Here is a 24,756-nt window from a genome sequence, read left to right on the forward strand (position 1 = left end):
TCTGTCCTCCCCGACAGAGTGAGCGCGCGGGCGGGCGCGAACAAGGCGGGCGGCGGCAGCGTCACGGGACTGTGAAGGCGGGCGAGCCGCGGCTCCGCCGCCGCACCCGTCCCAGGCGGAGGCGCCTGGCGGCGCCGCGGGATGTCCCGGGGCCTCCTGTGCGGAGGCCCCGGCCGGCATTACACGGCGCCCGTTAGCGCCGCATCGAAGGGGTAGCGCGTGAGGTTCTCGCAGCCGTCTTCGGTAATCAGCACCTGGTCCTCCAGCTTGATCGAGAAATCGCCGCCCTCTGGGCTCACCAGCGCCTCGACGCAGAGCATCATGCCCGGCTCCAGCTCGTAGTTGAAGGCGCCCTCGACCATGCGGTCGGGATAGGCGACCAGCGGCCACTCGTCGCAGAGCCCCACGCCATGCATCATGCAGCCGTATTTCTGCGCCTGGAACTGCGCATCGAGCTCATGGCAGCGGCGCGACAGATCCTCAATGTTCACCCCCGGGCGCAGCATTTCCATGTTGTGGCGGATGTGCTCCATCCCGTGCTGCATGGCATAGACCATATCGGCGCGCGGGGCCCGGTCTCCGATCCACCAGCTGCGCGAGATGTCGATGCAGATGCCGTATGCGCCGACCAGGTCGGTGTCGAAGCTGATGATCTCGTTGTTCTGGATGATGCGGGGGCCGCATTCCTGGAACCAGGGGTTGGTGCGCGGGCCGGAGGCGAGCAGGCGGGTCTCGATCCACTCGCCGCCGCGGCGGATGTTTTCCGCGTGCAGCACAGCCCAGACGTCATCTTCGGAAATACCGCCGCCGGGGATCTCTTCGCGGGCAAACCGCTCCATCGCCGCCACCGCGGTTTCGCAGGCGTGATGGGCGCAGCGCATGGCCAGGACCTCGTCCGGGCCTTTGACGGCGCGGCATTTCTCGGTCAGCTCCTCGCCCGGGTGGATTTCAAGGCCCTGCGCCTCCAGCGCGCGCAGCCCGTGCAGCATCACCTTGTCGACCGCCAGGCGTTTGTTGGTGCCGCTGTGCTCCTCCAACAGCACACGCACCTCGTTCGAGAAGACATCGGCGGCCACGCCGATCTTGTCCCCACGGTCGAAGTAGAACAGGTCGGCGCCCGCGCGCTGCTCGCACACGAGGGGGTTGAAGGTGCTGAGGAAGGGCGACTGCTTGTAATCCCAGAGCACCATGTAGCCGTCGGCGCAGAGCAGCAGCGCCCGGAACGGGTTGTGGGTGTTCCAGAGCTGCATGTTGGTGGAATCGGTGGCGTAGCGGATGTTGAGCGGATCAAACAGCAGAAGCCCCGCATAGCCGCGGTCATTGATGAACCGGGTAAGCCGCTGCCAGCGGTACTGCCTGAGCGCCTGCAGGTCAGGGAGCTGCAGGCCGGCGGCCTCCCACTCGCGGAAGGCCAGCTGGGTCGGGCCGATCTCGATCCGGTTGTTGTCATTCGGGGTGTTGTCGCCCAGCCGCGCGCCCTTGGCTGGGTCGATCTTGCGGATGTCGCGGTAATGTTCGTTCATCACTGGCCTCCCTCGCTGCACAGTCCTGTCCAGACTGGCCGGTGGTTCTGGCGCCTGCGCGGCTGGTTGCGACGCGCGGGGCGGTCGTTTCCGGGCCTTTCGCGGGGCGGGACAAGCGCAGGACTGGATTTTGCCGGGGTGGCTGCTATGCCGGAGGAATGACGCCGATTCTCCAGAAACGCCTGCCTCACGATCTTCTTCAGATGCGTAAGCTGCCCGGAATCCAGCCGCTTGCGCCGGAAAGCTGGCTCGTGCCGGATGATGCCTTTGCGGCCCAGATGGCGGAACGGGAACGGCTGCTGGCCGCGGCGCGCGGCGATGTGCTGCGGCTCGATGCGGGCGCGATGGCGGCGGCGCAGGAGCTGTTGGAGATGGTCGCGGAGACGGCCGATCCCGGGTCCGTCGCGGCGGGCCGGGTGACGCGGGCCGACGGTGTGCAGGTGGCGCTCGACCGCGAGGATCCGCTGGGAAGCCTGGGTCGGATCACCCAGCAGGACTTCTGCATCCTGCAGAAGCCCGATGGCGCGGCGGAGCATGTTCTCACCGGCGCGGTGCTGTGCTTTCCGGCCAGCTGGACGCTGGCGGAGAAATTCATGCGCCCGCTTACCGATATCCATATCCCGGTGGAGAACTACGATGCGGCGCTGGCAGCGCGGGTGCAGCGGCTGTTCGACGGGGTGCAGCCGGGGCGGCCGCTGTGGCGCTTCAACGCGCTGTGGTATCACGACCCCGCCCTGCACCAGCCGCGCAGCGCGCTTGCGCCGCGGCAACAGCCGCCGGCGGGGCAGGCACAGTATCTGCGCAGCGAGAAACAGGTGATCCTGCGCCTGCCGCGGACCGGCGCGGTGGTGTTTTCGATCCATACCTTCGTGGTGGCGCGGCAGGATCTGCCCGCTTCCGCGGCCGGCTGAGGCTGGCTGAGAGCGCGGCGGGCCGTCCCTTACGGGAGCAGCGGCCGCGCGGCCTGCACCACGCCGGTGGTCTCGGCAAAGAAGATCAGGAACGCCAGCATCAGCACCTGGCCTGCAAACCGCATCTGGCCTGCGCGGGCAGAGCCGGGCGCAGGGAGGCGCAGCAGGCTGCGCAGGCGCGGCAGCAGGGCGGCAAAGCGTGCAAACGGCAGGGCTTTCCCGGGGGCCGGGCTGCGCGCGGGCTCTGCTGCGGTTTCCTGCCAAGTATTTGAGCCGGCTTCATCACGGGCCTGCTGCAGCACCTGCTCGCATTGCGCATCGATGCGCTGGGCGGCGAGTTCAACCGGCGCGAAGCAGGCGCGGCCGCGTGGCCTCATGCGGGATGCGGCGCGCGGGGCGGCAGTGCTTTCGGGTACGGGCAGGACGCGCGCTGGCTGCACGCGGGGCAGCTGTTGCACGGCGCCGGCGGGCTGTGCGGGCCGGGCGGCCAGTGGACCGCTGGCATCGAGAAACTGTTCGCTGGTCAGGAGCACCCCGGTGTCGAGCCATTCGACCGAGGTTGCCTCCAGTGCCGGCACCAGCTGGCGCAGCAGCCCGGCCAGTACCGTCTGGGCGTCATCGCGGGCCTGCGGCGTGCCGGCGTCCGGCAGCACCGAGAGGTCGAGCAGTGCTGCGGGCTGCAACAGGTCGAATCGCGGCCGGCGCCTGGGAGCCAGGGCGGGCCTGCGCAGGCGCATCTGAACCTGGAAGCCCGGGCAGCGCAGCCGCATTCCCGGCGCCGCGCCATGGGGGTCCGGCACCACGGCGATGCCTGCGCCTTCCAGGGCGGATGCGGCGGCATCCACCGCCTTGATGAAGGTGAAGCTGCTGCCGTCCTCCAGCCCCAGCCGGCCGATGAGCTTTCCGGTCAGCTTGCCCTCCGGCTTGCCCGCGCCGCTTGCCGCCTGGCGGCCGCTCTGGCTGCCCGGCTGCCTGATGTCTTCGGCCACTGCCGCACCTGTTGCCACTGTGCGGATCCTCCATTCAGCTGTCTTCCTAACGAAAGCTTAAGCGCGGAAATGGCTGAAAGTGAGGCGGGCGGCGGTGTCGGCGCGGGTCAGCGGAGAGATCTTTCCATGTGACATGGATTTTAGAAAAAACTTATGTTTTTCAATAGGGTGTTGGAAAGTATTGCGGCAGGGATGGGGCAAATGCGGCGCAAGCATGGCGGCGCGGGGTCATATTGCTGCCCTGAAGCGTGAGCCGCGCCGCCTGCCGGGAATCGCGCGGACCGCGCCTCAACCGCCGATCTCCGCGCCCATGATCGCCAGCGACCGCTGGTAGACGCTGGCGGCGTTCCACTCCTTCAGCACCGGGTAGTTCGGCTCGCCCGGCTGGTAGCCCTGGCCCGGCTGCCAGCCCTTCTGGCGCAGGTAATTCGCGGTGGAGGCCAGCGCATCGCCCTTGTTGTAGAAATCCACCCGCCCGTTGCCGTCCCAATCGACGCCATAGCTGAGCGCGTTGCCCGGCAGGAACTGGGTGTGGCCCAGCTCGCCATGTTTCGCCCCCAGCGTGGCGCCGGTGATGGCGCCGCGGTCCACCAGCTGCAGCGCCCCAAGCGCATGCGGGCGGAAGAAATCCGAGCGGCGGCAGTCATAGGTCAGCGTCACGATGGCCGAGACCACGCGGCTGTCGCCCATGTAGTTGCCAAAGGCGGTCTCCATGCCGTGAATGGCGATCAGCACACCCGCGGGCACCCCGAAGCGGCGCTCCAGCGCGGCAAAGAAATCGCGGTTGCGCGCCAGATGCTTGCGGCCTTGGGCCACGATGGTGGCGGAACCGCGGATCTGCATGAACTTTTCCAGCGAATACTTGAAGCTCTTCTGGTTGCGGTCGGCCGAGATCGTGCGGCTGGCGTATCGCGCCTCCGCCAGCGCCTGCAAGCCGCGGGCGCCGACGCCCGCGCGTCTGGCCTCCTGTGCGAAGCCCTGCTTCCAGGCATCGAACCCGGCGGCGGAGTTGCCGCAGGCGGCGGCCAGCGCGGGCGCGGCCGCAACGGTGGAGATCAGGCAGGACAGCAGGGCAGGGGCCAGCAGGCGGCGCATTGGGAACCTCATGTGCAGTGACTCGTCATCTGCCACCGACCCTACCGCGGCCTGCGCCCCTGTCGACCGGGAATTGACGAGCTTCGTTCCCAGGGCTCAGGCAAAAGCGGCCCCGGCCGAGAGCGCCAACCCATCTGCCACCGCCGTCATCGCGTTTTCCGTTTCAATCCGGGCGCTTGCGCAGAGTTCCTGCATCTCCGCCTGGAGTGGCAGCAGGAGCGAAGAGCCGCCGGCCATCACGATCCGGCCGACCTGATCGGCGGAAATCCCCGCCAACTTCAACGTCTCGGCAGCGCAGGCGCGGATGGCGGCGGTCTGCTCCGCCAGGTTTTCCCGCAGTGCTGCGCCAGGCAGCGGCACCGCGAGCCCGCGCTCCAGCAGCCCCAGCGCAATGGCTCCCGCGTTTCCGTCCGGGCGGTTGGCCGCGATCTTGCCCCGCTCCACCGCAAAGGCGAGATCGTGGCCCAGCTCCTGCTCCAGCACGGTGACGAGACGCGCGAGCCTCGAAGGCTCCTCTGCGTGGGCGGCGAGGTCGCGGGCGGCGCGGCGGCTGTCGGGGCTGTAGAGGAAGGGGATCATCTGCCAGGTGGCGAGATCGTTGAAGATCCGGTTCGGCGCGGGCAGGCTGCCGCCGCCGAAGGTATTGGCAATGCGGCTGCCGCGGCCCAGGAGCGGCATCACGTGGGAAATGCTGAGCTGGCGGTCGAAATCGGTTCCGCCCAGCCGCAGCCCGTGCGAGGCGAGGATGCGGAAACGGCCCTCGGCGTCCTGCTCAAACGCGGTGAAATCCGAGGTGCCGCCGCCGATATCGGCGACCAGCCCCAGGCTTGCGCCGGTGCCGGGGGCAGGGGCCGCTGCCTTCAGAGCCGCTTCGGGCTCATACATGAAAGCCACGTCCTGAAACCCCGCCTCCAGGTAGCAGGCGCGCAGGTCCGCCTCGGCGCGGGCGTCGCGCGCGGCATCGGCAGAGTGGAAATGCACCGGCCGGCCGGAGAGCGCGTGGCTGAACTCCATATGCGTCGCGGCCTCGGTTCGGGATTTCAGCTCGGCCAGGAAGCGCGCGACGATGGCGGCAAAACTGAGCCGCTCGCCATTGATGCGGCGCTCCTCGTGCAGCAGCGGCGTGCCGAGCAGGCTTTTCAGCGCCCGCATGAAGCGGCCTTCCTCGCCCTCGATCAGGGCCCGGGTGGCGCTGTGGCCGATGCGCATGGCGCGCGGACTTTCGGCGAAGAACACCGCGGTCGGTAGGGTGCGTTCGCCCGGCTCCATCTCCACCAGCCAGGGCCGGCCCGCCACTGCCACGCCCGCGGCGGAGTTGGAGGTGCCGAAGTCGATGCCGAGGGTCCGGGGCGCGGTCATGGTCTGCTCCTGTCGGGAAGTGCGGAAGCTGGCCTGCGTACAGCGATGCCGGGCGCGGATCAAGTCCCGCCGAGAACCCGGGCAGCTTGGCCTTGCCAAGCCTGCCCCGCTTCGCATACTGCGGGCGTCAACCCCGGCACCGGCAGCTTGCGGCTTCCGGCGCGCCTCCCCTCCAGCGAAAAACGGACCGGTGACACCATGGCCCAAGCCCCGAAATCCCCTCTTCTTGCGGTGCTGATCGACGCCGACAACATCTCCGCCAAGTTTGCCGAGGCGATGTTCGAGGAGATCGCTTCCTTCGGCGAGGCCAGCATCCGCCGCATCTACGGCGACTTTGCCGGCGGCGGCCCGCAGGGCTGGAACAAGGACAAGCTGGCCAACTTGGCCATCGTGCCGCACCAGCAGTTTGCCCATACCACGGGCAAGAACGCCTCCGACATCGCGCTGGTGATCGACGCGATGGACATCCTGCACTCGGGCCGTTTCGACGGTTTCGTGCTGATCTCCTCGGACAGCGATTTCACCCGGCTTGCCAGCCGCATCCGCGAGCAGGGGCTGGACGTCTACGGCATGGGCATGCGCAAGACGCCCGCCGCCTTCGTGAAGGCCTGCAAGCGGTTCATCTACGTGGAGAACCTGGTCGAGGAGGCGGGCAAGCCGAAGCCGAAGGCACCGAGGGGCGACGCGGCCGGCGCGGCGGCCGAACCGGTGCTGAAAGACCCCGCCAAGCTGGTGATCCGCGCGATGGATGCGATCAACCAGGAGGACGAATGGTATCCGCTGGGCCAGATCGGCCAGTACATCACCCAGGCGGCCCCCGACTTCGACACCCGCAGCTACGGCAAGCGCAAGCTGAGCGACCTGATCAATTCGTTGAAGATATTCGAAACCCGCAAGGGCGAGGGCAACCAGCTCTTGGTGCGGCGGCTGGACTAAGGAGAGGGGGCGTCCAGCCCGGCCCTTGCGCCGGGCTGGTCTGCCAAGAGGAAAACGGCCTTAGCCCCGTGCAGCAAGCCGCGCGTCGATGGCGCACGCGGGGGCGGTCCGAAGGGTATTGATTGGCAGTTGGCCCCGGCCAGGTCCGTGCTCCCGTCTCGAAGACGCACCAAGCCTCAGCCAAATCGCTGCCGCGCGGGTGCGCGCCGGCGATGCGCGTCGGCCCGTCGGCCTTGTTCCGCGCTCGGCGTCAGCTGCAAGCGGGCGTTTGGCGCGGTTGCGCCGGAAATGGCGCGGCGCGCCGTATTCCAATGTGCGGAAGCTAACCAGGAAAAAATCTGGCCAGCCCATAAAAAAACACGGGGCGCGCAAACGCCCCGTGCCGGATACCGCCCGGAGCGCCAAGGCGCCCCGGCAGGAGCTGGCTTAGGCCAGTTCCAGGTTGGTAGCAGATTCGCGGCCGTCGCGGCCGGCTTCGATTTCGAAGGTAACGGCCTGGCCGTCCTTCAGTTCACGCAGGCCTGCGCGCTCAACCGCGGAGATGTGCACGAACACGTCGTTCGAGCGGCCTTCCGCCTCGATGAAGCCGAAGCCTTTGGTTGCGTTGAACCATTTCACTTTGCCATTTGCCATGGAGATGTTCCTTTTGTTTTGTGTCGCCCGCGACATGCGGCGATCCGGTAGCCCAACGTCGAATGCTGAGCCGTAAGGAACAGGAGTCGAAACTAAGATTACTGCGGTTGTATGCCCGGATGCGCGGCGGATTGCAAGGGAAATCTCCGGCTGCCGCGGCTGGGTGCCTGCGCAGGGAAAAAGGCACTGAAGAACCGGGACGAAAAAGGGCGCCCCCGAAGGGCGCCCTCTGTGATTCGGCTGCGGTGCGGATCAGCAGCTGTAGTACATGCCGAACTCGACCGGGTGCGGGGTGTGCTCGAACAGCTGCACCTCTTCCATCTTCAGCGCGATGTAGCCGTCGATCTGGTCCTTGGTGAAGACGTCGCCCTGCAGCAGGAAGTCGTGGTCCGCCGCCAGTGCGTCCAGCGCTTCGCGCAAGGAGCCGCAGACGGTGGGGATGCCTTCCAGCTCCTCGGCCGGCAGGTCATAGAGGTTCTTGTCCATCGCTTCGCCCGGGTCGATCTTGTTGCGGATGCCGTCCAGGCCGGCCATCAGCAGTGCGGCAAAGCACAGGTAGGGGTTTGCCGACGGATCGGGGAAGCGGGCCTCGACGCGCTTGGCTTTCGGGCTTTCGGTCCACGGGATGCGGACGCAGCCGGAGCGGTTGCGGGCGGAGTAAGCCCGCAGCACCGGCGCCTCGAAGCCCGGGATCAGGCGCTTGTAGGAGTTGGTCGAGGGGTTGGTGAAGGCGTTGAGCGTCTTCGCGTGCTTCAGGACGCCGCCGATGAACCACAGCGCCTCGTCCGAGAGGTCCGCATATTTGTCGCCTGCAAACAGCGGCTTGCCGTCCTTCCAGATCGACATGTTCACGTGCATGCCGGTGCCGTTGTCGCCGTAGATCGGCTTGGGCATGAAGGTCGCGGTCTTGCCGTAGGCATGGGCCACGTTGTGGATCACGTATTTGTACTTCTGCAGCTCGTCGGCCTGCTTGGTCAGCGTGTCGAAGATCAGCCCCAGCTCGTGCTGGCAGGAGGCAACCTCGTGGTGGTGCTTGTCCACCTTCATGCCGAGCCGCTTCATGGTCGACAGCATTTCCGAACGCAGGTCCTGCGATTCGTCGGTGGGGTTCACCGGGAAATAGCCGCCCTTCAGGCCCGGGCGGTGGCCCATGTTGCCCATTTCATATTCGGTGTCGGTGTTCCAGGAGGCGTCGGTGGCGTCGACCTCGTAGGAGACCTTGTTGATCGAGTTCGAGAAGCGCACGTCGTCGAACAGGAAGAACTCCGCTTCCGGGCCCATGTAGGCAGCGTCGCCGATGCCGGAGGATTTCAGATAGGCCTCGGCTTTCTGGGCAGTGCCGCGCGGGTCGCGCTCATAAGCTTCGCCGGTGTCGGGCTCGACGATCGAGCAGTGGATGCACAGGGTCTTTTCCGCGTAGAACGGATCGACATAGGCGGACTCGGTGTCGGGGATCAGTTTCATGTCGGAGTTTTCGATCGACTTCCAGCCGGCAATCGACGAGCCGTCGAACATGAAGCCTTCTTCCAGGAAGTCCTCGTCAACCAGATCGACATCGACGGTCACATGCTGCAGCTTGCCGCGCACGTCGGTGAAGCGGATGTCGACATAGGCGATGTCGTCGTCCTTGAGTGTCTTGAGAACTGCGTCTGCGCTCATTCCCTCTGTCCTTCTTGATAAGTTGTCTTGCGTGTTTTTTGCCAGGCCTTGACGGCTTACAGCGCGTCCGGGCCGGTCTCGCCGGTGCGGATGCGGATCGCCTGCTCGACGGGCGAGACGAAAATCTTGCCGTCGCCGATCTTGTCGGTCTTGGCAGCGTCGATGATCGCTTCGATGGCCGGTTCGACCTGATCGTCGTCCAGCACCACCTCGACCTTCACCTTGGGCAGGAAGTCGACGACATATTCGGCGCCGCGGTAGAGCTCGGTGTGGCCCTTCTGGCGGCCGAAGCCCTTGACCTCGATCACCGAGAGACCCTGGACGCCAACGTCCTGCAACGCTTCCTTCACCTCGTCCAGTTTGAATGGCTTGATGATGGCTTCGATCTTTTTCATGGTGCGGGGCTCCTCACGACCTTGTTGCAGGTGTCATTTCACTTCTAAATGAAGCCAGCAATGCGCAGGGGCGGGGTTGCCGCAATTGCGGCCATATTTTCAGCGTGACTGCCTAAAAAATAATCAAAGCGCCCAGAAACTGCGCAGAATTGAATCGAGGAAGGGCAAGACATGACTGAACTGCTGACCGCAGCCCAGATGCGGGCCATCGAACAGGCCGCCATCGAGTCCGGCGAGGTGACGGGGCTGGAGCTGATGGAGCGCGCCGGGCAGGGGGTGGTCGAGGCCATCTTCGAGGAATGGCCGGAGCTGGCGGATCAGCGGGGGCCGGCCCCGTCGTCCATTGGTCGCTCGGACCAATGGCGCAACCAAGAACGACCCCTGGGATATTTCACGCCAGAAGAAGGCGCGCGGCGGGCAGTGGTTTTGTGCGGGCCAGGCAACAACGGCGGCGACGGGTTCGTGGTGGCGCGGCTCCTGAAGGAGCGCGGCTGGGCGGTGGAGGTGTTCCTATACGGCGATGCGGACAAGCTGCCGCCGGATGCGAAGGTGAATTATGAGCGGTGGCGGGAGCTGGGAGGCGTGAGCGATCTACTCAGCTGCCGGGAAATTAAGCTATTAGGCGGGCATAACAAAAAGACCCGCGTCTGGTCAGAAAAACCATTGCAGCAATGGCAAGGTGCAATGCTGATTGATGCATTGTTCGGTACAGGTGTCAGCCGTCCGATGGATGAAGAACTCAGAGAAGTGATCCGCGACATTGAACTCCAGTCAGGTGCAGAGAAGCGTGTGGCGATTGACATGCCAAGCGGCCTGCACTCGGACACAGGCGTTTTCGTCGATTTCGCGCCATGCGAACTGAATGAAATGTGGGAAGCAGTCGAGTTCGTTCCTATCGAAGCCGACCTCACTGTAACATTTCATCTGCCGAAGAGAGGCCAGGTTATGAGAGATGGTGTAAAAGCCTGCGGGAAATTGGTCGTAAAGAGTATTGGGCTTTAAATGTCTTAGAGACTATGAGACCGCAAGGAACAGAGATGCAGCCTATTGCTGAAGAAAACCTGCCCGACCTTACCAAGGCTTCTGGCCACAAATTTTCCCACGGCCACGCGTTGGTGCTGTCCGGCGGCGCGGGCAAGACCGGCGCCGCGCGGCTGGCGGCGCGCGGGGCGCTGCGGATCGGGGCCGGGCTGGTCACCGTCGGCTCGCCGCGCTCGGCGATGTTTGAGAACGCCGCGCAGCTCACCGCGATCATGCTGCGGCAGATCGACGGCGCGCATGGGGTCAGCGAACTCTTGGAGGACAAGCGCTTCAACGCGGTCTGCCTTGGCCCCGGCCTCGGGCGCGGTGCCGATACCCAGGCGCTGGTGATGGCGGTGCTGAAGGAAGGCCGCGCCACCGTCCTGGACGCGGATGCGCTCACCCGGTTCGAGCTGAAGCCGCAAGCGCTGTTCGAGATCCTGCATGAAGACTGCGTCCTCACTCCGCATGGCGGTGAATTTGCCAAGCTGTTCCCGGATCTCGCCGAGAAGCTGAACGCGCCTGCTGCGACAGGCCCTGCCTATTCCAAGGTGGACGCCACCCGCGAGGCCGCTAGGCGGGCGGGCTGCGTCGTGCTGTACAAGGGGCCGGACACGGTGATTGCCGCGCCGGACGGGCGCTGCTCGGTCAATTCCGCCCATTACGAGCGGTCTGCGCCTTGGCTTGCCACCGCCGGGGCCGGGGACGTGCTGGCGGGTTTTATCACCGGGCTGCTGGCGCGCGGGTTTGCCCCGATGCAGGCGGCAGAAACCGCTGCATACATCCATGTGGACTGCGCGCGGGAGTTCGGCCCCGGCCTGATCGCCGAAGACCTGCCAGAACAGATCCCCGCAGTTTTGCGCAGGCTGGGCGTTTAAGGCCCGCTCAGGGGGCTCAGGCGGCGGGGCGGAGGCCGCCGGCAGCCTGGGCAGCGGCCAGCTCCATCCCGCCGGCGGAGATCACATGCGGGCGGTCGAACTCGAGGATATGCAGCGTCAGCATCCGCAGGCCGAGGTCGCGGGCGCTCTCGCCATCGGCCAGCTCATAGGCGGGCACCACTGCCTGCGGCTGGCCGAACATCGCCTGCGCGCGCCAGCCGCGGATCAAGAGCTTCTGGTCCCAGGGCAGGATCAGCCCGGGAGCGCTGCTGCCCTCCGCCGGTGCAAAACCCACGGCCTGCACCAGCGCCTGGCGGCTGCGCACTGCGGCGACGCAGGCCTCGCCGCGGCGGCTGGCGACCAGGTTGCCGGGGCGCAGATCCTCCACCGGAAAGCTGCCATCGAGGCCCTTTACCAGGGTGCCCGCGGGCAGGCTGACGCTTTGGGCGCCAAGGAACTGGCGCAGGGAATGGGGCAGGGCCGGAGGCGTGCGCAGGGGCGCGGATGCAAAGGATTTCATCTTGGGTCTCGCTCTTGATGCCTCGGATATCTTTGTTTTTATCTAAAATACGGTAAATTCCGGGGATGCTCCCAGCTTTTTCGGCGAAATTCCGCGCAAAGCCCCGGTTTTGCCAGAAGATTGTTGCCGGATTGCACAGCCGCTCCGCGGCTGCGTTTTACGCTCGCATCTGCGGCCGGGCTTTGTTATTGAGCGCGGCACGCGGGCGCTGAAGCGCCTGCGGGACCGTGCGGGTGTGGCGGAATTGGTAGACGCACCAGATTTAGGTTCTGGCGCCGCAAGGCGTGGGGGTTCAAGTCCCTTCACCCGCACCATCCCCCTTCGCAGCAATCGGCAGGCGCAAAACGGCGGGCGCAAGCGCTCCGGACCGGCGCGGGCCCGGCTGCGGCAGGTGGTTCGGGAGACGGGGCGGCTGGTAGGCCCGGCAGGATTCGAACCTGCAACCAAAGCGTTATGAGCGCTCTGCTCTAACCGTTGAGCTACAGGCCCGCCATGGCCGAGTGGTTAGAAGAAAGCGGCCCCCGGGGTCAAGCCAAGAATGCGCCCTTTGCTGCCGCCGCCACAGGCCTGCCGCTGCGGCAGCAATCGCGTGTTCCCTTCGCGCCTGCCTTGCGCTAAAGCCTGCCGCAACGTTGTGGAAGGAGTCTGAGGATGACCAGCGGCAAGAACGGCCTGACCTATGCGGACGCAGGTGTGGACATTGATGCGGGCAACGCATTGGTGGACCGGATCAAGCCGGCCGCCAAGCGCACCAACCGCTCCGGTGTGATGAGCGGGCTGGGCGGTTTCGGCGCGCTGTTCGACCTCAAGGACGCAGGCTACTCGGACCCGATCCTGGTCGGCGCGACCGATGGCGTCGGCACTAAGCTGCGCATCGCCATCGACACCGGCCATGTGGATGGCGTCGGCATCGACCTGGTTGCCATGTGCGTGAACGACCTGGTCTGCCAGGGCGCCGAGCCGCTGTTCTTCCTGGATTATTTCGCCACCGGCAAGCTGGAAACCGAAACTGCCGCCCGCATCATCGAGGGCATCGCCGAGGGCTGCGTGCGCGCAGGCTGTGCGCTGATCGGCGGCGAGACCGCGGAGATGCCGGGCATGTATCCGGCCGGTGACTTCGACCTCGCAGGCTTTGCCGTCGGCGCGATGGAGCGCGGCACGGCGCTGCCCGAGGGCGTGCGCGAGGGCGACGTGCTCTTGGGCCTGGCCTCGGACGGGGTGCATTCCAACGGCTACTCGCTGGTGCGCAAGCTGGTCGAAGTCTCGGGCCTGGGCTGGGAGGCGGACAGCCCCTTCGGCGAGGGCACGCTGGGCGCGGCGCTGCTGACGCCGACCCGGCTCTACGTCAAGCAGTGCCTCGCCGCGGTGCGGGCAGGCGGCGTGCATGCGCTCGCCCATATCACCGGCGGCGGGCTGACCGAGAACCTGCCGCGGGTGCTGCCCGAGGGGCTGGGCGCGGACATCGACCTCGATGCATGGGAGCTGCCCGGCGTGTTTCGCTGGATGGCGGAGACCGGCAATATCTCAGAGGCCGAGATGCTCAAGACCTTCAACTGCGGCATCGGCATGATCCTCTCGGTCGCGGCGGAACGCGCCGACGCGCTGACCGAACTGCTGGAGGGTGAGGGCGAGCAGGTCAGCCGCCTCGGCACCGTCACCTCTGGTGCCGGCATGCGCTACGCGGGCAGCCTGCTGTGACCAAAAAGCGGGTCGCGATCCTGATTTCCGGCGGCGGCTCTAATATGGTGTCGCTGCTGGAGAGCATGACCGGCGATCACCCGGCGCGGCCGTGTCTGGTGCTGGCCAATAACGCCGGTGCCGGCGGGCTGGCCAAGGCCGCCGCTGCGGGGGTGCCGGTGGCGGTTGTGGATCACCGGCCCTATGGCAGCGACCGCGCCGCGTTTGAAGCCGAGCTGGTCAAGCCGATCCTCGCTGCGGATGCCGATATCGTTTGCCTGGCCGGGTTCATGCGGGTGCTGACGGCCGGGTTCGTGGCGCACTTCGAGGGGCGGATGCTGAACATCCACCCCTCGCTGCTGCCGAAATACAAGGGCTTGCACACTCACGCCCGCGCGCTGGAGGCGGGCGATGCCGAGCACGGCTGCACCGTGCATGAGGTGACGCCGCGGCTCGACGACGGCCCGGTGCTCGGTCAGGCGCGGGTCCCGGTGGTGCCGGGCGATACGCCCGAAACCCTGGCCGCACGGGTGCTGGAGCAGGAACACCGGCTTTATCCCGCGGTGCTGCGCCGCTATGCGCAGGGCGACCGCCGGCTGGTCACACTGCCCTGAGATCAGCGCGCGGCGGCCGAATTGCCGCGCCACTCAAGCGCAGAGGCAGCAGGGGCACCGGTGCTGTCCGCGGGCTCAGGCGCCATCAGGGCCGGAATCCCCAAGAGCAGCAGCAGGGCAAGCCCGGCCAACAGGGCGCGGACGGCGGCCCGCTCATGGCGGGCGTTCAGCTCCGGGAAGGCGGGGCGGCCGGGGCAGGGGCTGTGCAGGTCGGATACGGTCATGGCTCTGGTCTCCGCTAAGGGCGTTGGAACGGTGCAGGGTCAACTTACGCCCGGGTTGCGCATTCTCAAAATGAATGTTTGACGACGGTTTCATCACGAACTGAAATACGTTCAGCGCCGGGCATTTGCATCCGTCCCGCCCCGGGCGTTTCCCGTCCCCCATACGCGCGGGAAACCCGCAGCGCCCCGCTCCTCCTGTTTGCATTGCCCCCGCCTTCCGCGTATCAACCTCGGGATCAACTTCTTAACCAGAATAAAGCCGCTATTGATGAAAACCCTCACAACCACCAAAGACCTCGAAGCCTTCTGCGAGGCTGCGGCGCAGCACGCCTACGTCACGGTGGACACCGAATTTCTGCGCGAGCGCACATATTACTCCAAACTTTGCCTGGTGCAGCTGGCCTATCCCGGCGACGGCGAGAGTGACGCCGTGCTGGTCGATCCACTGGCCGACGGGATCTCGCTGGAGCCGCTTTATGCGCTGTTCCGCAACGAGAACGTGGTGAAGGTCTTCCACGCCGCGCGGCAGGATCTTGAGATCTTCTGGGTCGAGGCGGGCGTGTTCCCGCAGCCGCTGTTCGACACCCAGGTGGCGGCGATGGTCTGCGGCTTCGGCGAGCAGGCGGGTTATGAGACGCTGGTGCGCAAGATTGCGCGGCAGGGGCTGGACAAGAGCTCGCGCTTCACCGACTGGTCGCGCCGCCCGCTGAGCGAGGCACAGAAAGCCTACGCGCTGGCCGACGTCACCCACCTGCGGCAGATCTACGAATTCCTCTCTGGCGAGCTGGAGAAAAGCGGACGTTCCCATTGGGTTGCGGAAGAGCTGCAGGTGCTGACCGATCCCGCCACCTACGACATCCGCCCCGAAGAGGCCTGGCGCCGGGTCAAGACCCGCACCAACTCGGCCAAGTTCCTTGCCGTGGTGCGCGAACTGGCCGCCTTCCGCGAGGAATACGCCCAGTCAAACAACGTGCCGCGCAACCGGGTGTTCAAGGACGACGCGCTGGTGGAGCTGGCTTCGACCAAGCCGCGCACCGGGGCTGATCTGGGCGGCTCTCGCCTGCTGTTGCGCGAGGCCCGCAAGGGCGCGATTGCCGAGGGCATCCTGGAGGCGGTTGCGCGCGGCGTGAACTGCCCGCCGGAGAAGATGCCCCAGCCCGACCGCAGCAAGGAGAAGCTGCAGGTGAACCCGGCGCTTGCCGATCTGCTGCGGGTGCTCCTGAAAGCCAAGACCGAGGCCGAGGGCGTTGCTGCCAAGCTGATCGCCCCGAGCGCCGACCTGGACGCGATTGCCGCGGGCCAGCGCGACGTGCCCGCGCTCACCGGCTGGCGCCGGGAGGTCTTCGGCGCCGATGCGCTGCGGCTCTGCGACGGCCGGATCGGCCTTGCCGCCAATGGCCAAGCGGTGAAGGTGGTGGAGCTCTGAGCCTGGAACTCTGAGCCTGGGGCTTTGCGCCTTTCAAGACACCGCAATTAAAGAAAACGCCCGTACTCCGGCTCATCCCTCTGCAGACTTAAATGCAAAGGGATGGCGGATCTCCACCGGGCGTGCTGCTGTGAAGGCCCCGCAAATATCTTCGGGGCACTATCGGCGCCTATTCCGGACATTCGGAAAAAGAAATAAGCCGCGCGCCGGCGGCGCGTGCGGAGGCAATCCGGCGGGTCATAGCCGGTCTCCTCAGCGGTGTGGTTTACGCAAAACCACTGTTGAGACCTGAGACCCGGTTATGGCCGCCCGCTGCGCGATTTGAGGGCTGCGCGCGTGGCCATAACCTCTCAGCGGTTAATCTTCCCGACGTGCTACGGCAGGGAATTCATCTCGCGTGACCTCGGTTTCTGGGCCTATGCCAACGGTGTCACCCTGGACCTCTCACGGTCCGGCAAACCCGCGGACAACGGCTTCATCGTAGCTTTCAACAGCCGTTTGCGTCCGGAAAGCCTCAACGCATCATGGTTCTTGTCAATGGATGATGCCCGTACACGGATTAACTATTGGAAGGCTGATTACATCGAAACCAGGCCGCATTCTTCGCTCGGAAACTTGACGCCGGGCGAACTTGCCGCCCAACTGAAGAAAGCCCGAGAAGTCGCATGACGCCCGGGCCAGAAATGGGGTGAGCTCCAGGAGCCGGAGATCTCTCAATCAGGCCGGTCCAATGTTCCGCGAGGGCACCAACCTGGCCCGGGAGCCCGCGGCTGCGCTGACGGCGCTTGAGGCTCAGCCTGCGCAACGCAGCTTCAATGCGCGCGTGACCGCAGCGGCAGCGTCAATGCACCCATAGCCAAACAACCTGGAATGGCCATCAGCGTCATAATCGTCCGCAGCTCCGATCTTCCGCGCCGTTTCCTCGATAATCTGCCGGACTTCCGCAGCAGTGAGGTCAGGGTTCGCGCTAAGAACCAATGCAACGGCCCCTGCTGCCAGCGGACAGGCGCTGGATGTTCCCCCGAACGAGAAATCATAGTCGCCCGCGGCATACCCCATGGGCCTGAGGATTCCGTGCGCATCAATGTATGTGCCCCGGACATCAGAGGTGACGATCCCCCATCCGCCCCTGCCGCTTGACGGCGCGCAAATTGAAATTTCATCGCCAAAGTTAGAGTAGTTGGCCCTTTCGTCCCGGCTGGTGGAAGCCGCCACCGCCACTACGTCGCGATGTACGGCGAAGCCATCCAAACTGTTGGGGAGGTCGTTCACGTCACGGTTGGAATTCCCGGCCGCGAACAAAATAACAGTCCCCTTGCCCGACCGCCCGTTCCGGGCGCACCGCGAAATCGCTTTGCTGATACGGCTGTGCAGCGGAAAAACCGCTGCCTGGGCGCCCCAGCTGCAGCTGAGTACCCAGGCGCCGTTTTCAGTCATGTGATCAAACCACTTCGCAACGCCCCGCGGTTCAAGGTTCGGCCCCCAGCGAACGGGAATGAGCTGAGCGTTCGGTGCGGCCCCGATAACATCGCCATGACCCGCACTTGCTGCTGCGACTCCGGCGCATGCGGTTCCGTGCCAAGCCCCTTGGTCGTGGCTGTGAAGGTTGGGGACCGGGCTTACATCGATTGACTGGCGCGTGAAGTCCCATGGATGAATGGCTTTTGAGGCAAGATCAGGGTGTGTAAGATCGAACCCGTCGTCGATTACTCCAATGACTGCATTGGGGTTTCCGAGATTGCCGAGTGTTTCCCACGCTTGGATGATACGGGCGTCAGCCCCCTCCTTAAACCCGACACTGTGACCGCCATGACGCCCGGTGTTTCGCAAGTGCCATTGGCGGTCGAGCAGCCTGTCGATGGGCAAGTCCAGTGCTTTGAGGCTGCCCGGTGTCGCGAGATCCGGTTCAGCGATCGCGACTGCGTCTTCATCGAGAAGCTTTGCGCAAACACCAACAGCGTCGTCGTCTTCGCTGCTGACCCGCACGGTCAACGCGCCATCTGGCTCCGCCTCGACGAGTTGAAGCGCGTATTTGTCGATCACGGCCTGGCGGGCTTCAGTGGTCGCATCATCTGCAAACTCAAGGTAGATGGTGCCTTCCGGAACGAACGGCACGTTGTCGTCCGACGTGTAATAGACAGCAACTTCCTGCCCGACGCTGGCCGCACTTCGCAAAGTGCCCCGCTCCTTGCGGATGGTGGCTGCGTCCGCATCTATTTCCACGATTTCATAGGTTCCCAAGGGCTCCCGGCGCTGAATTGCCTGCCGCCGGGCAAGAGCCTCAAGTTCCATTTGCAGGGCACGGTCCGCACCGGCGCGCGGGCGAAGGGCGATCTGGTTCCGGCTTTTTTTCAGCTCGACTTTTGTCCCGCCAATATCGAGAGTGTAACGTTCCATGGCTCCCTCCAAACGATGTAAAAACATGCTTCTGCCGGCGGCCAGCTGCTCTGTATCCCTGCCTGGGATGCATGTGTGCGGAGGCAGAAAGACCGGCACTTCGCTGTCTGGCGGCGTTTGCGGACGGCCACGGGCAGTCAACCTGAAGTATATCAGATTGAAGCCCTGGAAGCGACTGCTTGTTCGGGCCCGGTTGCAACTCAGGCTTCGCACGCACCTGAGACTCTGTTGCACAAATCGGGTGTCGGCCGCGTGTCAATCGGCACGGAACTTTACCTCTATAGGCCTCCAAAATTGCCCCCTGTTTGACGCGCGGTTCGCTGGCCCGGTGCGGCGAAGCCTCCATACAGCGAAGCCGTGTCGGGCCAGCGCCGGCCCGGCTACTCCCGGGTTTTGAAGCGCCACCTCCCGTTGCCTGTTTCGGCGATGCCGCAATGGCGGGTAAGGGGGGCGAGCAGTGCGGTGGTTATCTTGGCGCCGCCGAAAACCGCGGGCCATTCGGCGGAGTCTTGGCTGGCCGTCACGACGAACGGCCTTGGTAACTCGACTCGCCGGCCCCTTTCGCCACAGGCAGCTTGGCAATCGTCACTTGGTATATGAACGGGCGTGCCGGTCGGCGTGGCCTTGAACCGGTGGCGGCTCACGCCTCGCTCTCACTGATCCCGGCGTTCAGCAGATCGCCCCCTCCCGGCAGCATGCTGCGCATGCGCCTGCCGGGCAATGGATGATCTGTTGCGGTTCGTGCTGATGATTTACCGCTGTGGCGATGGTCTCATCGCAGGCGGCCTTCATGCCGCGGCACTTCAGCCGGGTTGTGCCGGAGGCACGCCTTCGGCGTGACGCGTCTACCAGTGAGCCAGCGAGGCGCCACTGGTTCGACCCCACTGGCGAACGATCTTTCCATGATTGAGTCTCCTTAGGCTGTCATAGTTTGCATTCGGATACGGATTCGCAGGTCAGTCGCGTCGTGGTACAGGCAGCATCCAGCGTGACGCGACGGGCATATCTATGATCAGCGGCGGCGGCGGCTCACGGGTTTTGTTGCGCAAACCGGGCTTTGAGCGCAGTTCGCTTTCCCGAACGGATTTAACCTGCGGCCTCTGTGACGGATATGCCGCTAGCGGTGCAGCGGTTGAGAACGGCGGCGCCGGCTCGGGCTTCCGCGACCTGGCGGCCGAAGCCCTTCGCCATGAGACTTGGCCCCAACAGCTTCACACAATGCATCTTGGTTCCGGCGCGGCTCCGGCGGGGGCATCCGCTCCATCGTCGCCAGATGGCTCGGCCGAGGTATCGCGAAGCATTGATCGCCTCGTTCCGGGCGATCATTGCCGGCAGGCGATTTCTGAAAGAAATCTGCCGAGAGGGGCCCCCGCGCTCGCGGGCTTCCATGGCTTGGCGTTCTTGCGCGGGGGTATGACGGCATGCGCGCCGCGCGCTGCAATGGCATCATCGATCCCGGCGGCGATTTCATCCGCCTGGTGCTCTGTCCGGATCAGGATCAGGGTCAGGATCAGGGTCATACCGTTGCGCAGAACCTCCAGCGCCCTCCGGTCATCAGGTTTGAGGCGGGAAGGACCTGCGGCCGCAGCCCGCCGTTTCGCCAGTCGGCTCACCCGGCGGTCTATGCGGTCCTGGGATTCGCGGCCAAGGCCAACACGTATCAAATCGCTTTCCCAGCGGAGCCGACCGTCAGGATCGTCCGGGTTAGGGGCTCGATGCCGCGTTCAAGCGCGCGGCGCTCTTTCAGGAACCATTCCAGGCGGGGCTCAGCTAAGCCGTTGTTTCAAAAAAACCACCGGCCGATGATCGGCCGGTGGAAAATAACCCTGTGCCAGAATGGTCAACCCCGCCCCTCAATGGCAACGAATTCGCGGGTGGGACAGCCCCGCGAACAGCAAACACCCGATCTCCGGCGGGCATTTCCCTGTTCCGGGAGCTGCCGCGCGATCAGTTGCGGCGGCTCTCGCGGGCGTTCGCGGCGGCGGTCACCCGGATGGTGCCGATGCCCGCAAGCGTTTCGGCGCTCACGGTGCGGGCTGCGCGCAGGGTGCGGCTCGCGGGCGGCCCGACGCGGGTCCGCCAGCCCGGCAGCACGGCGCGCAACTCATAGGCCAGCACGCCCTCCGGCGCGCTTTCCGCCCGGCGCAGTTCGACGTCAAAAGCGCCCTGGCGGCTGGCGAGCCCCGTGGCCTGGATGATCGCACCCCCCGGCGTGCGTTCGATGCTGAGCCCGGTCACCTCGGCCACCAGCTGGCTGTTGTCTTCCGCATCAGGGCGGCTGAACAGGCCGGAGCGCTCACGCTCCGCCGGAATGAGCGGATTGCCGTCTGCCGCATGCTGCTGCGGCGCCGGTTCCGAGCCGCTGAACCAATTGACGGGGTTCACCCGCGACTCGCGCAGGCCGCAGCCCGAGACCACCAGCGCGGCCGCCAAAGTCAAGGAAATCGGTCTAATCATATGTCCCCGCCGGTTTGAAATGCCCCCGCAAGTGGTTACCCGATCGCGGCGCGCTTGAAAAGCTGTTGAAAAGGTCCTGTCCGCGGCTTAGGTGCATCAGTAAGCGAAGTGCAGACGACCCGGGAAGACACGAGACATGGCCACCGAAGCCTTTGAAGAGATTGTCGAGGATTTCGAGTTCCTGGAGGACTGGGAAGACCGCTACCGCCATGTCATCGAAGCGGGCAAGGCGATGCAGCCGCTGGACGACGCGCTGAAAGTCCCCGCCACCAAGGTCGACGGCTGCGCCAGCCAGGTTTGGCTGCATGCGACCGTCGAGAAGGGCAGGTTCCATTTCGACGGCGACAGCGACGCGCTGATCGTGCGCGGGCTGATTGCGGTGCTGCGCAAGCTTTACAACGGGCTGCCCCTGCCGGAAGTCGTGGCGGTGGATGCGAAGACGGAACTCGGCCGGCTCGGGCTGCATGATCATCTCTCGGCCCAGCGCTCAAACGGGCTGCGCGCGATGATCGGGCGGATCCGCGAAACCGCGATGGCACAGGCCTGAGGCCGGGGTTGCGGGCGAGGGGCCGGCCCCTCGCGCTCCCCGGGGTATTTTCAGTCAGAAAGGGGCAGGGGCTGAAGCGCCTGCGGTAGTGCAGGCGGTTAACGGGCCCAGTTCTGCATCGCGGTCTCCAGGCCGCCATAACCGGTGTGGCGGTGCTCGAAGGCGAGGCCCATGCGCGCGGCGCAGTGGCGCGCCTTTTCCACGAGCGCCGGGTCTTTCGTCTGCGACTGGTAGACCAGCGTTGTGTAATTGCCGAACACCATGTCGCGCAGCTCCGGGTGCCTGTCCAGCCCCATCGGCTTCCAGACAAAGGCGTCGAACTGCTTGACCAGGAAATCGGTGAGGTAGAAGGCGGTGATTTCGCCTGCTTCCGTGCGGGCGGCGAAGGTCTCGTTGCCCTCGAAGAAGGAATAGCAGTGCGGCCCTTCGACCATTTCCACGCCCAGTTCGGCGCATTTGCGCTCCAGCGCGCCGCCGGTGCCGCAGTCGGCGTAGACCACGCAGATCTTTTCATAGGACGCGGAGTGATGCGCCACCGCCTGTTCCACCGCCGTCACGATCTGGTCCGGGTAGAGGTGCAGCTTGGCAGGCAGGCAGGTGAGATCGAGGTGGGAGAGCCCGTTCAGCTCCTTGATCGCCAGGATCTCGCGCGCCAGCGCGCCGCAGGCAATGAGCAGGATGCGGCCGGATTTCCTCTCCGGGGCGGCCAGGCCCCGTTCGGTGAGGGAGCGCTCTTCCAGGCTCTGCCCGCCGGGCGGGCGGAACGCAGCCCGCTCGCTCAAGCGGGCTGCGCGTCCCTTGCGGGCCAAGTCAGGCGCTCAGGGCGTTGTGCTTGCGCGCGACGAAGGATTTTGCGGTTTCCACCGCGACCGCCGCATCGCGGCAGTAGGCATCGGCGCCGATCGCCTTGCCGAATTCCTCGTTCAGCGGCGCACCGCCCACCAGCACGATGTAGTCGTCGCGCTTGCCCTGTTCGATCATCGTGTCGATCACCACCTTCATGTAGGGCATGGTGGTGGTCAGCAGCGCCGACATGCCGAGGATGTCGGGTTTGTGCTCCTCCAGTGCCTCCAGGTAGTTTTCGACCGGGTTGTTGATGCCGATGTCGACGACCTCGAAGCCCGCGCCTTCCATCATCATCGACACCAGGTTCTTGCCGATGTCGTGGATGTCGCCCTTCACCGTGCCGATCACCATCGAGCCCATGCGCGGCGCGCCGGTTTCCGCGAGCAGCGGCTTCAGGATCGCCATGCCGCCCTTCATCGCGTTGGCCGCCAGCAGCACTTCCGGCACGAACAGGATGCCGTCGCGGAAGTCGGCGCCGACGATGGTCATGCCGCCGACCAGCGCCTTGGTCAGGATGTCATAGGGCTGCCAGCCGCGTTCGAGCAGGATATTGACCCCTTCCTCGATCTCCTCCCTGAGACCGTCGTAGAGGTCATCAAACATCTGCTGGACAAGTTCCTCGTCGTCGAGTTCCGAGAGGATGATGTCTTCTTCGTCCGACATGCGCCTATTCCTTGCTGGCGGGGAATCCCCGGTGTTGGCCTGAGTTGGGGACTTTTGTGACAGAATGCCGCCCCGGGACTGCATTATTTGCGACATAGCCGCTCTCCGAACCGACCTATAGGGGCAATTGACGCGCATTGATAATGAAGATTCTGCATGGAAATTTTCGATTCCTTGCGTATGTTCTTTATTTGTTCCATTATTTACCCCAGAGTGACGCCATGACAGTCCTTGACGCCCAAGCCGCGATACGCCGCAAAGCGCGTGCCAGTCTCAGCAATGCGGCAGGCCGCTTCGATCTTGCCCGCCCCGCCGAGGATGACGGTTGGGCGCGGGAGCCGGAGCCGGACGTGATTCCCACCGAGGTGCGGGAGGAGGCGGCGCGCACGGTCATCTCCTACAACCGCTCCCCCGATCTGCCTTTCGACCGCTCGATCAACCCCTACCGGGGCTGCGAGCATGGCTGCATCTACTGTTTCGCACGGCCCAGCCACGCCTATCTGGGGCTGTCACCGGGGATGGATTTCGAAACCCGGCTCGTTGCGCGCCCGAACGCGCCGGAGGTTCTGGCGCGGGAGCTCTCGGCAAAGCGCTACCGGGTGGCGCCGATTGCGATCGGCACCAATACCGATCCTTATCAGCCCTGTGAGCGGGAGCGCGGCATCACCCGGGCCTGCCTCGAAGTGCTGCGGGACTTCGGCCATCCGGTGGCGATCGTCACCAAGGGCACGCTGGTGGAGCGCGACCTCGACATCCTGGCGCCGATGGCGGCGCGGGGGCTGGTGCGGGTGGGGATCTCGGTGACCACGCTGGATGCGGATCTGTCGCGGCGGATGGAGCCGCGGGCGCCGTCACCTGCGCGGCGGCTCGCCGCCATCCGGCGGCTGGCGGAGGCGGGCGTGCCGGTGCGGATCATGACCTCGCCGCTGGTGCCGGGGCTGACCGACCACGAGCTGGAGGCGCTGCTGGCGGCCGGGGCGGAGGCGGGCGCCGATGCCGCCAGCTGGATCATGCTGCGGCTGCCGCGCGAGGTGTCGGAGCTGTGGCAGGAATGGCTGGCCGCGCATTACCCGGACCGCGCGGCCAAGGTAATGGCAAGGCTGCGGGAGATGCACGGCGGGCGCGACTATGACCCGCGATGGGGTCACCGGATGCGGGGCGAGGGCCGCTATGCGGAGATCATCGCGCAGCGCTTCAGGGCCGCCTGCAGGCGCTTGGGGCTCGCGGAAAAATCGCCCGGCCTGCGTTGCGATCTCTTTGCGGTGCCGCCGCAGCCGGGCGACCAGCTGGCGTTGTTCTGAGCCCCGCCGGCACAGGCGGTGCATGCTGCGCGGCGCGGTGTTTTGTGCTATGCTCAGGGCCTCTGGTGAGAAGGATGGATTGCTGATGACTTCTGTAGCTGTAAGGGCGCGGGTCACTGGCCGTGTGCAGGGTGTGGCCTTCCGGGCCTGGACCCGGGCCGAGGCGCTGCGCCACGGGCTCACCGGCTGGGTGCGCAACGAGCCGGACGGATCGGTGCGGGCGCTGCTGATGGGGCCTGCACCGGGCGTGGCCGACATGCTGCGCTGCATGGGCCGGGGGCCGGGCGCCGCCTGCGTGACCCAGGTGCTCTCGGAACGCTCCGAACCGGACCCGGATGTCGAAGGGTTCCGGATCCTGCACTAGCGGGGGTGGTGCGCCCCCGGGATGCGTCCGGATGTATGCGTCCTGGGCGATGCGCCCGCGGCATAAAGCCCGGGTCGCGTGCTGCAGGCCATCGTCCGGCACGTATAACAGCCCCTGGCGGCCGGGCGCCTGGCAGGAAGGCAGGCGCCCGGTCATGTGCCAGCGGCAAGCACGCCGGCGCGGGTGCATCAAGCAGTTCTCTGTTTGCGGGATCGTCAAGTGCGGGTTCTATTGCCGTTCGGGGTCCTGGTTCTCTACGAAGTCGGTGTTTCCGCTTCCTGATGGCGTCCGGGAGCTGACCAGCCAGAATGTCATTCGCGAA

General features: G+C 65.6%; 23 protein-coding genes, 2 tRNA genes and 2 pseudogenes. 11 read left to right on the forward strand and 16 right to left on the reverse strand.

Translation table 11 applies throughout. The features are described 5' to 3' along the window. Positions 1–179: 179 nt before the first annotated feature. Positions 180–1,523 carry a dimethylsulfonioproprionate lyase DddP gene (gene dddP / locus ACOHX0_RS17875; RefSeq protein ID WP_420678512.1) on the reverse strand — a complete coding sequence of 448 codons (1,344 nt, stop codon included), beginning with the start codon at positions 1,521–1,523 and terminating at the stop codon, positions 180–182. Positions 1,524–1,681: 158 nt separating this feature from the next. Here dddP and ACOHX0_RS17880 point away from each other — a divergent pair, with 158 nt between their 5' ends. Then, a complete protein-coding gene (locus ACOHX0_RS17880) occupies positions 1,682–2,434 on the forward strand; it encodes a heme-dependent oxidative N-demethylase family protein (RefSeq protein WP_420678513.1) in 753 nt (250 codons plus the stop codon). Positions 2,435–2,463: 29 nt separating this feature from the next. On the opposite strand, the gene ACOHX0_RS17885 is transcribed toward ACOHX0_RS17880, so the two are convergent. The 3 genes from ACOHX0_RS17885 to ACOHX0_RS17895 form a co-directional block, all read right to left on the reverse strand. Further along, positions 2,464–3,441: a hypothetical protein gene (locus ACOHX0_RS17885; protein WP_420678514.1), complete on the reverse strand. Its 978-nt coding sequence runs from the start codon at positions 3,439–3,441 to the stop codon at positions 2,464–2,466. A 270-nt stretch (positions 3,442–3,711) separates the two neighbouring features. Beyond that, on the reverse strand, positions 3,712–4,518 hold the full coding sequence (locus ACOHX0_RS17890) for a lytic murein transglycosylase (protein WP_420678515.1): 807 nt from the start codon (positions 4,516–4,518) through the stop codon (positions 3,712–3,714). A gap of 96 nt (positions 4,519–4,614) precedes the next feature. Beyond that, positions 4,615–5,877, reverse strand: a complete 1,263-nt coding sequence (locus tag ACOHX0_RS17895; RefSeq protein WP_420678516.1) for an Hsp70 family protein — start codon at positions 5,875–5,877, stop codon at positions 4,615–4,617. Positions 5,878–6,075: 198 nt separating this feature from the next. On the opposite strand from ACOHX0_RS17895, the gene ACOHX0_RS17900 reads away from it, so the two are divergent. Continuing rightward, complete coding sequence (locus ACOHX0_RS17900) at positions 6,076–6,813, forward strand: NYN domain-containing protein (RefSeq protein WP_420678517.1); 738 nt, start codon at positions 6,076–6,078, stop codon at positions 6,811–6,813. A gap of 426 nt (positions 6,814–7,239) precedes the next feature. Here ACOHX0_RS17900 and ACOHX0_RS17905 read toward each other — a convergent pair whose 3' ends face one another. The 3 genes from ACOHX0_RS17905 to ACOHX0_RS17915 form a co-directional block, all read right to left on the reverse strand. Beyond that, positions 7,240–7,446 (reverse strand): cold-shock protein, encoded by a 207-nt coding sequence (locus ACOHX0_RS17905; protein WP_420678518.1) that lies wholly within the window; start codon positions 7,444–7,446, stop codon positions 7,240–7,242. Between the two features lie 252 nt (positions 7,447–7,698). Then, positions 7,699–9,105 (reverse strand): type I glutamate--ammonia ligase, encoded by a 1,407-nt coding sequence (gene glnA / locus ACOHX0_RS17910; RefSeq protein ID WP_420678519.1) that lies wholly within the window; start codon positions 9,103–9,105, stop codon positions 7,699–7,701. Positions 9,106–9,161: 56 nt separating this feature from the next. Beyond that, positions 9,162–9,500, reverse strand: a complete 339-nt coding sequence (locus tag ACOHX0_RS17915) for a P-II family nitrogen regulator (RefSeq protein WP_420678520.1) — start codon at positions 9,498–9,500, stop codon at positions 9,162–9,164. Positions 9,501–9,671: 171 nt separating this feature from the next. Here ACOHX0_RS17915 and ACOHX0_RS17920 point away from each other — a divergent pair. Further along, positions 9,672–11,398: pseudogene (locus ACOHX0_RS17920) on the forward strand (NAD(P)H-hydrate dehydratase). 16 nt (positions 11,399–11,414) lie between these two features. On the opposite strand, the gene ACOHX0_RS17925 reads toward ACOHX0_RS17920, so the two are convergent. Next, positions 11,415–11,918 (reverse strand): Hint domain-containing protein, encoded by a 504-nt coding sequence (locus ACOHX0_RS17925; RefSeq protein WP_420678522.1) that lies wholly within the window; start codon positions 11,916–11,918, stop codon positions 11,415–11,417. Positions 11,919–12,147: 229 nt separating this feature from the next. Here ACOHX0_RS17925 and ACOHX0_RS17930 point away from each other — a divergent pair. After that, positions 12,148–12,232: transfer RNA gene (locus ACOHX0_RS17930), tRNA-Leu, on the forward strand. Positions 12,233–12,331: 99 nt separating this feature from the next. On the opposite strand, the gene ACOHX0_RS17935 is transcribed toward ACOHX0_RS17930, so the two are convergent. Beyond that, positions 12,332–12,407, reverse strand: a tRNA-Ile gene (locus ACOHX0_RS17935). Positions 12,408–12,569: 162 nt separating this feature from the next. Between ACOHX0_RS17935 and purM the strand changes: the two genes are divergently transcribed. Then, positions 12,570–13,616: a phosphoribosylformylglycinamidine cyclo-ligase gene (gene purM, locus ACOHX0_RS17940; protein ID WP_420678523.1), complete on the forward strand. Its 1,047-nt coding sequence runs from the start codon at positions 12,570–12,572 to the stop codon at positions 13,614–13,616. Next, positions 13,613–14,209, forward strand: a complete 597-nt coding sequence (gene purN / locus ACOHX0_RS17945) for a phosphoribosylglycinamide formyltransferase (RefSeq protein WP_420678524.1) — start codon at positions 13,613–13,615, stop codon at positions 14,207–14,209. The genes purM and purN overlap by 4 nt, the downstream gene beginning before the upstream one ends. Positions 14,210–14,211: 2 nt before the next feature. Here purN and ACOHX0_RS17950 read toward each other — a convergent pair whose 3' ends face one another. Beyond that, complete coding sequence (locus ACOHX0_RS17950; protein ID WP_420678525.1) at positions 14,212–14,433, reverse strand: hypothetical protein; 222 nt, start codon at positions 14,431–14,433, stop codon at positions 14,212–14,214. Between the two features lie 268 nt (positions 14,434–14,701). Here ACOHX0_RS17950 and rnd point away from each other — a divergent pair, with 268 nt between their 5' ends. Next, positions 14,702–15,859 carry a ribonuclease D gene (gene rnd / locus ACOHX0_RS17955; protein ID WP_420678526.1) on the forward strand — a complete coding sequence of 386 codons (1,158 nt, stop codon included), beginning with the start codon at positions 14,702–14,704 and terminating at the stop codon, positions 15,857–15,859. A 336-nt stretch (positions 15,860–16,195) separates the two neighbouring features. Further along, positions 16,196–16,528 (forward strand): integrase core domain-containing protein, encoded by a 333-nt coding sequence (locus tag ACOHX0_RS17960; protein WP_420678527.1) that lies wholly within the window; start codon positions 16,196–16,198, stop codon positions 16,526–16,528. A gap of 123 nt (positions 16,529–16,651) precedes the next feature. On the opposite strand, the gene ACOHX0_RS17965 is transcribed toward ACOHX0_RS17960, so the two are convergent. The 4 genes and pseudogenes from ACOHX0_RS17965 to ACOHX0_RS17980 form a co-directional block, all read right to left on the reverse strand. Then, on the reverse strand, positions 16,652–18,256 hold the full coding sequence (locus ACOHX0_RS17965) for a S8 family serine peptidase (protein ID WP_420678528.1): 1,605 nt from the start codon (positions 18,254–18,256) through the stop codon (positions 16,652–16,654). A 380-nt stretch (positions 18,257–18,636) separates the two neighbouring features. Next, positions 18,637–18,900: an ATP-binding protein gene (locus tag ACOHX0_RS17970; protein ID WP_420678530.1), complete on the reverse strand. Its 264-nt coding sequence runs from the start codon at positions 18,898–18,900 to the stop codon at positions 18,637–18,639. 442 nt (positions 18,901–19,342) lie between these two features. Then, positions 19,343–19,704, reverse strand: a pseudogene (locus tag ACOHX0_RS17975) (hypothetical protein); the annotation flags it as partial. A gap of 499 nt (positions 19,705–20,203) precedes the next feature. Next, positions 20,204–20,713 (reverse strand): hypothetical protein, encoded by a 510-nt coding sequence (locus tag ACOHX0_RS17980; RefSeq protein ID WP_420678531.1) that lies wholly within the window; start codon positions 20,711–20,713, stop codon positions 20,204–20,206. 136 nt (positions 20,714–20,849) lie between these two features. Here ACOHX0_RS17980 and ACOHX0_RS17985 point away from each other — a divergent pair, with 136 nt between their 5' ends. After that, positions 20,850–21,260 (forward strand): SufE family protein, encoded by a 411-nt coding sequence (locus tag ACOHX0_RS17985; RefSeq protein WP_420678532.1) that lies wholly within the window; start codon positions 20,850–20,852, stop codon positions 21,258–21,260. A 98-nt stretch (positions 21,261–21,358) separates the two neighbouring features. Here ACOHX0_RS17985 and ACOHX0_RS17990 read toward each other — a convergent pair whose 3' ends face one another. Then, complete coding sequence (locus ACOHX0_RS17990; RefSeq protein ID WP_420678533.1) at positions 21,359–22,069, reverse strand: DUF1638 domain-containing protein; 711 nt, start codon at positions 22,067–22,069, stop codon at positions 21,359–21,361. Position 22,070: 1 nt separating this feature from the next. Then, entirely contained in the window at positions 22,071–22,769 is a 699-nt protein-coding gene (locus ACOHX0_RS17995; protein ID WP_420678534.1) for a corrinoid protein, read from the reverse strand. A gap of 221 nt (positions 22,770–22,990) precedes the next feature. Here ACOHX0_RS17995 and ACOHX0_RS18000 point away from each other — a divergent pair, with 221 nt between their 5' ends. Together ACOHX0_RS18000 and ACOHX0_RS18005 are read left to right on the forward strand one after the other, a co-directional pair. Beyond that, entirely contained in the window at positions 22,991–24,070 is a 1,080-nt protein-coding gene (locus tag ACOHX0_RS18000; RefSeq protein WP_420678535.1) for a PA0069 family radical SAM protein, read from the forward strand. An 85-nt stretch (positions 24,071–24,155) separates the two neighbouring features. Further along, positions 24,156–24,434, forward strand: coding sequence for an acylphosphatase (locus tag ACOHX0_RS18005; protein WP_420678536.1), 279 nt, complete (start codon positions 24,156–24,158; stop codon positions 24,432–24,434). Positions 24,435–24,756 lie beyond the last annotated feature (322 nt).

This window comes from Cribrihabitans pelagius, assembly GCF_048820915.1.
GTDB classification, from domain to species: Bacteria; Pseudomonadota; Alphaproteobacteria; order Rhodobacterales; family Rhodobacteraceae; genus Cribrihabitans_A; species Cribrihabitans_A pelagius.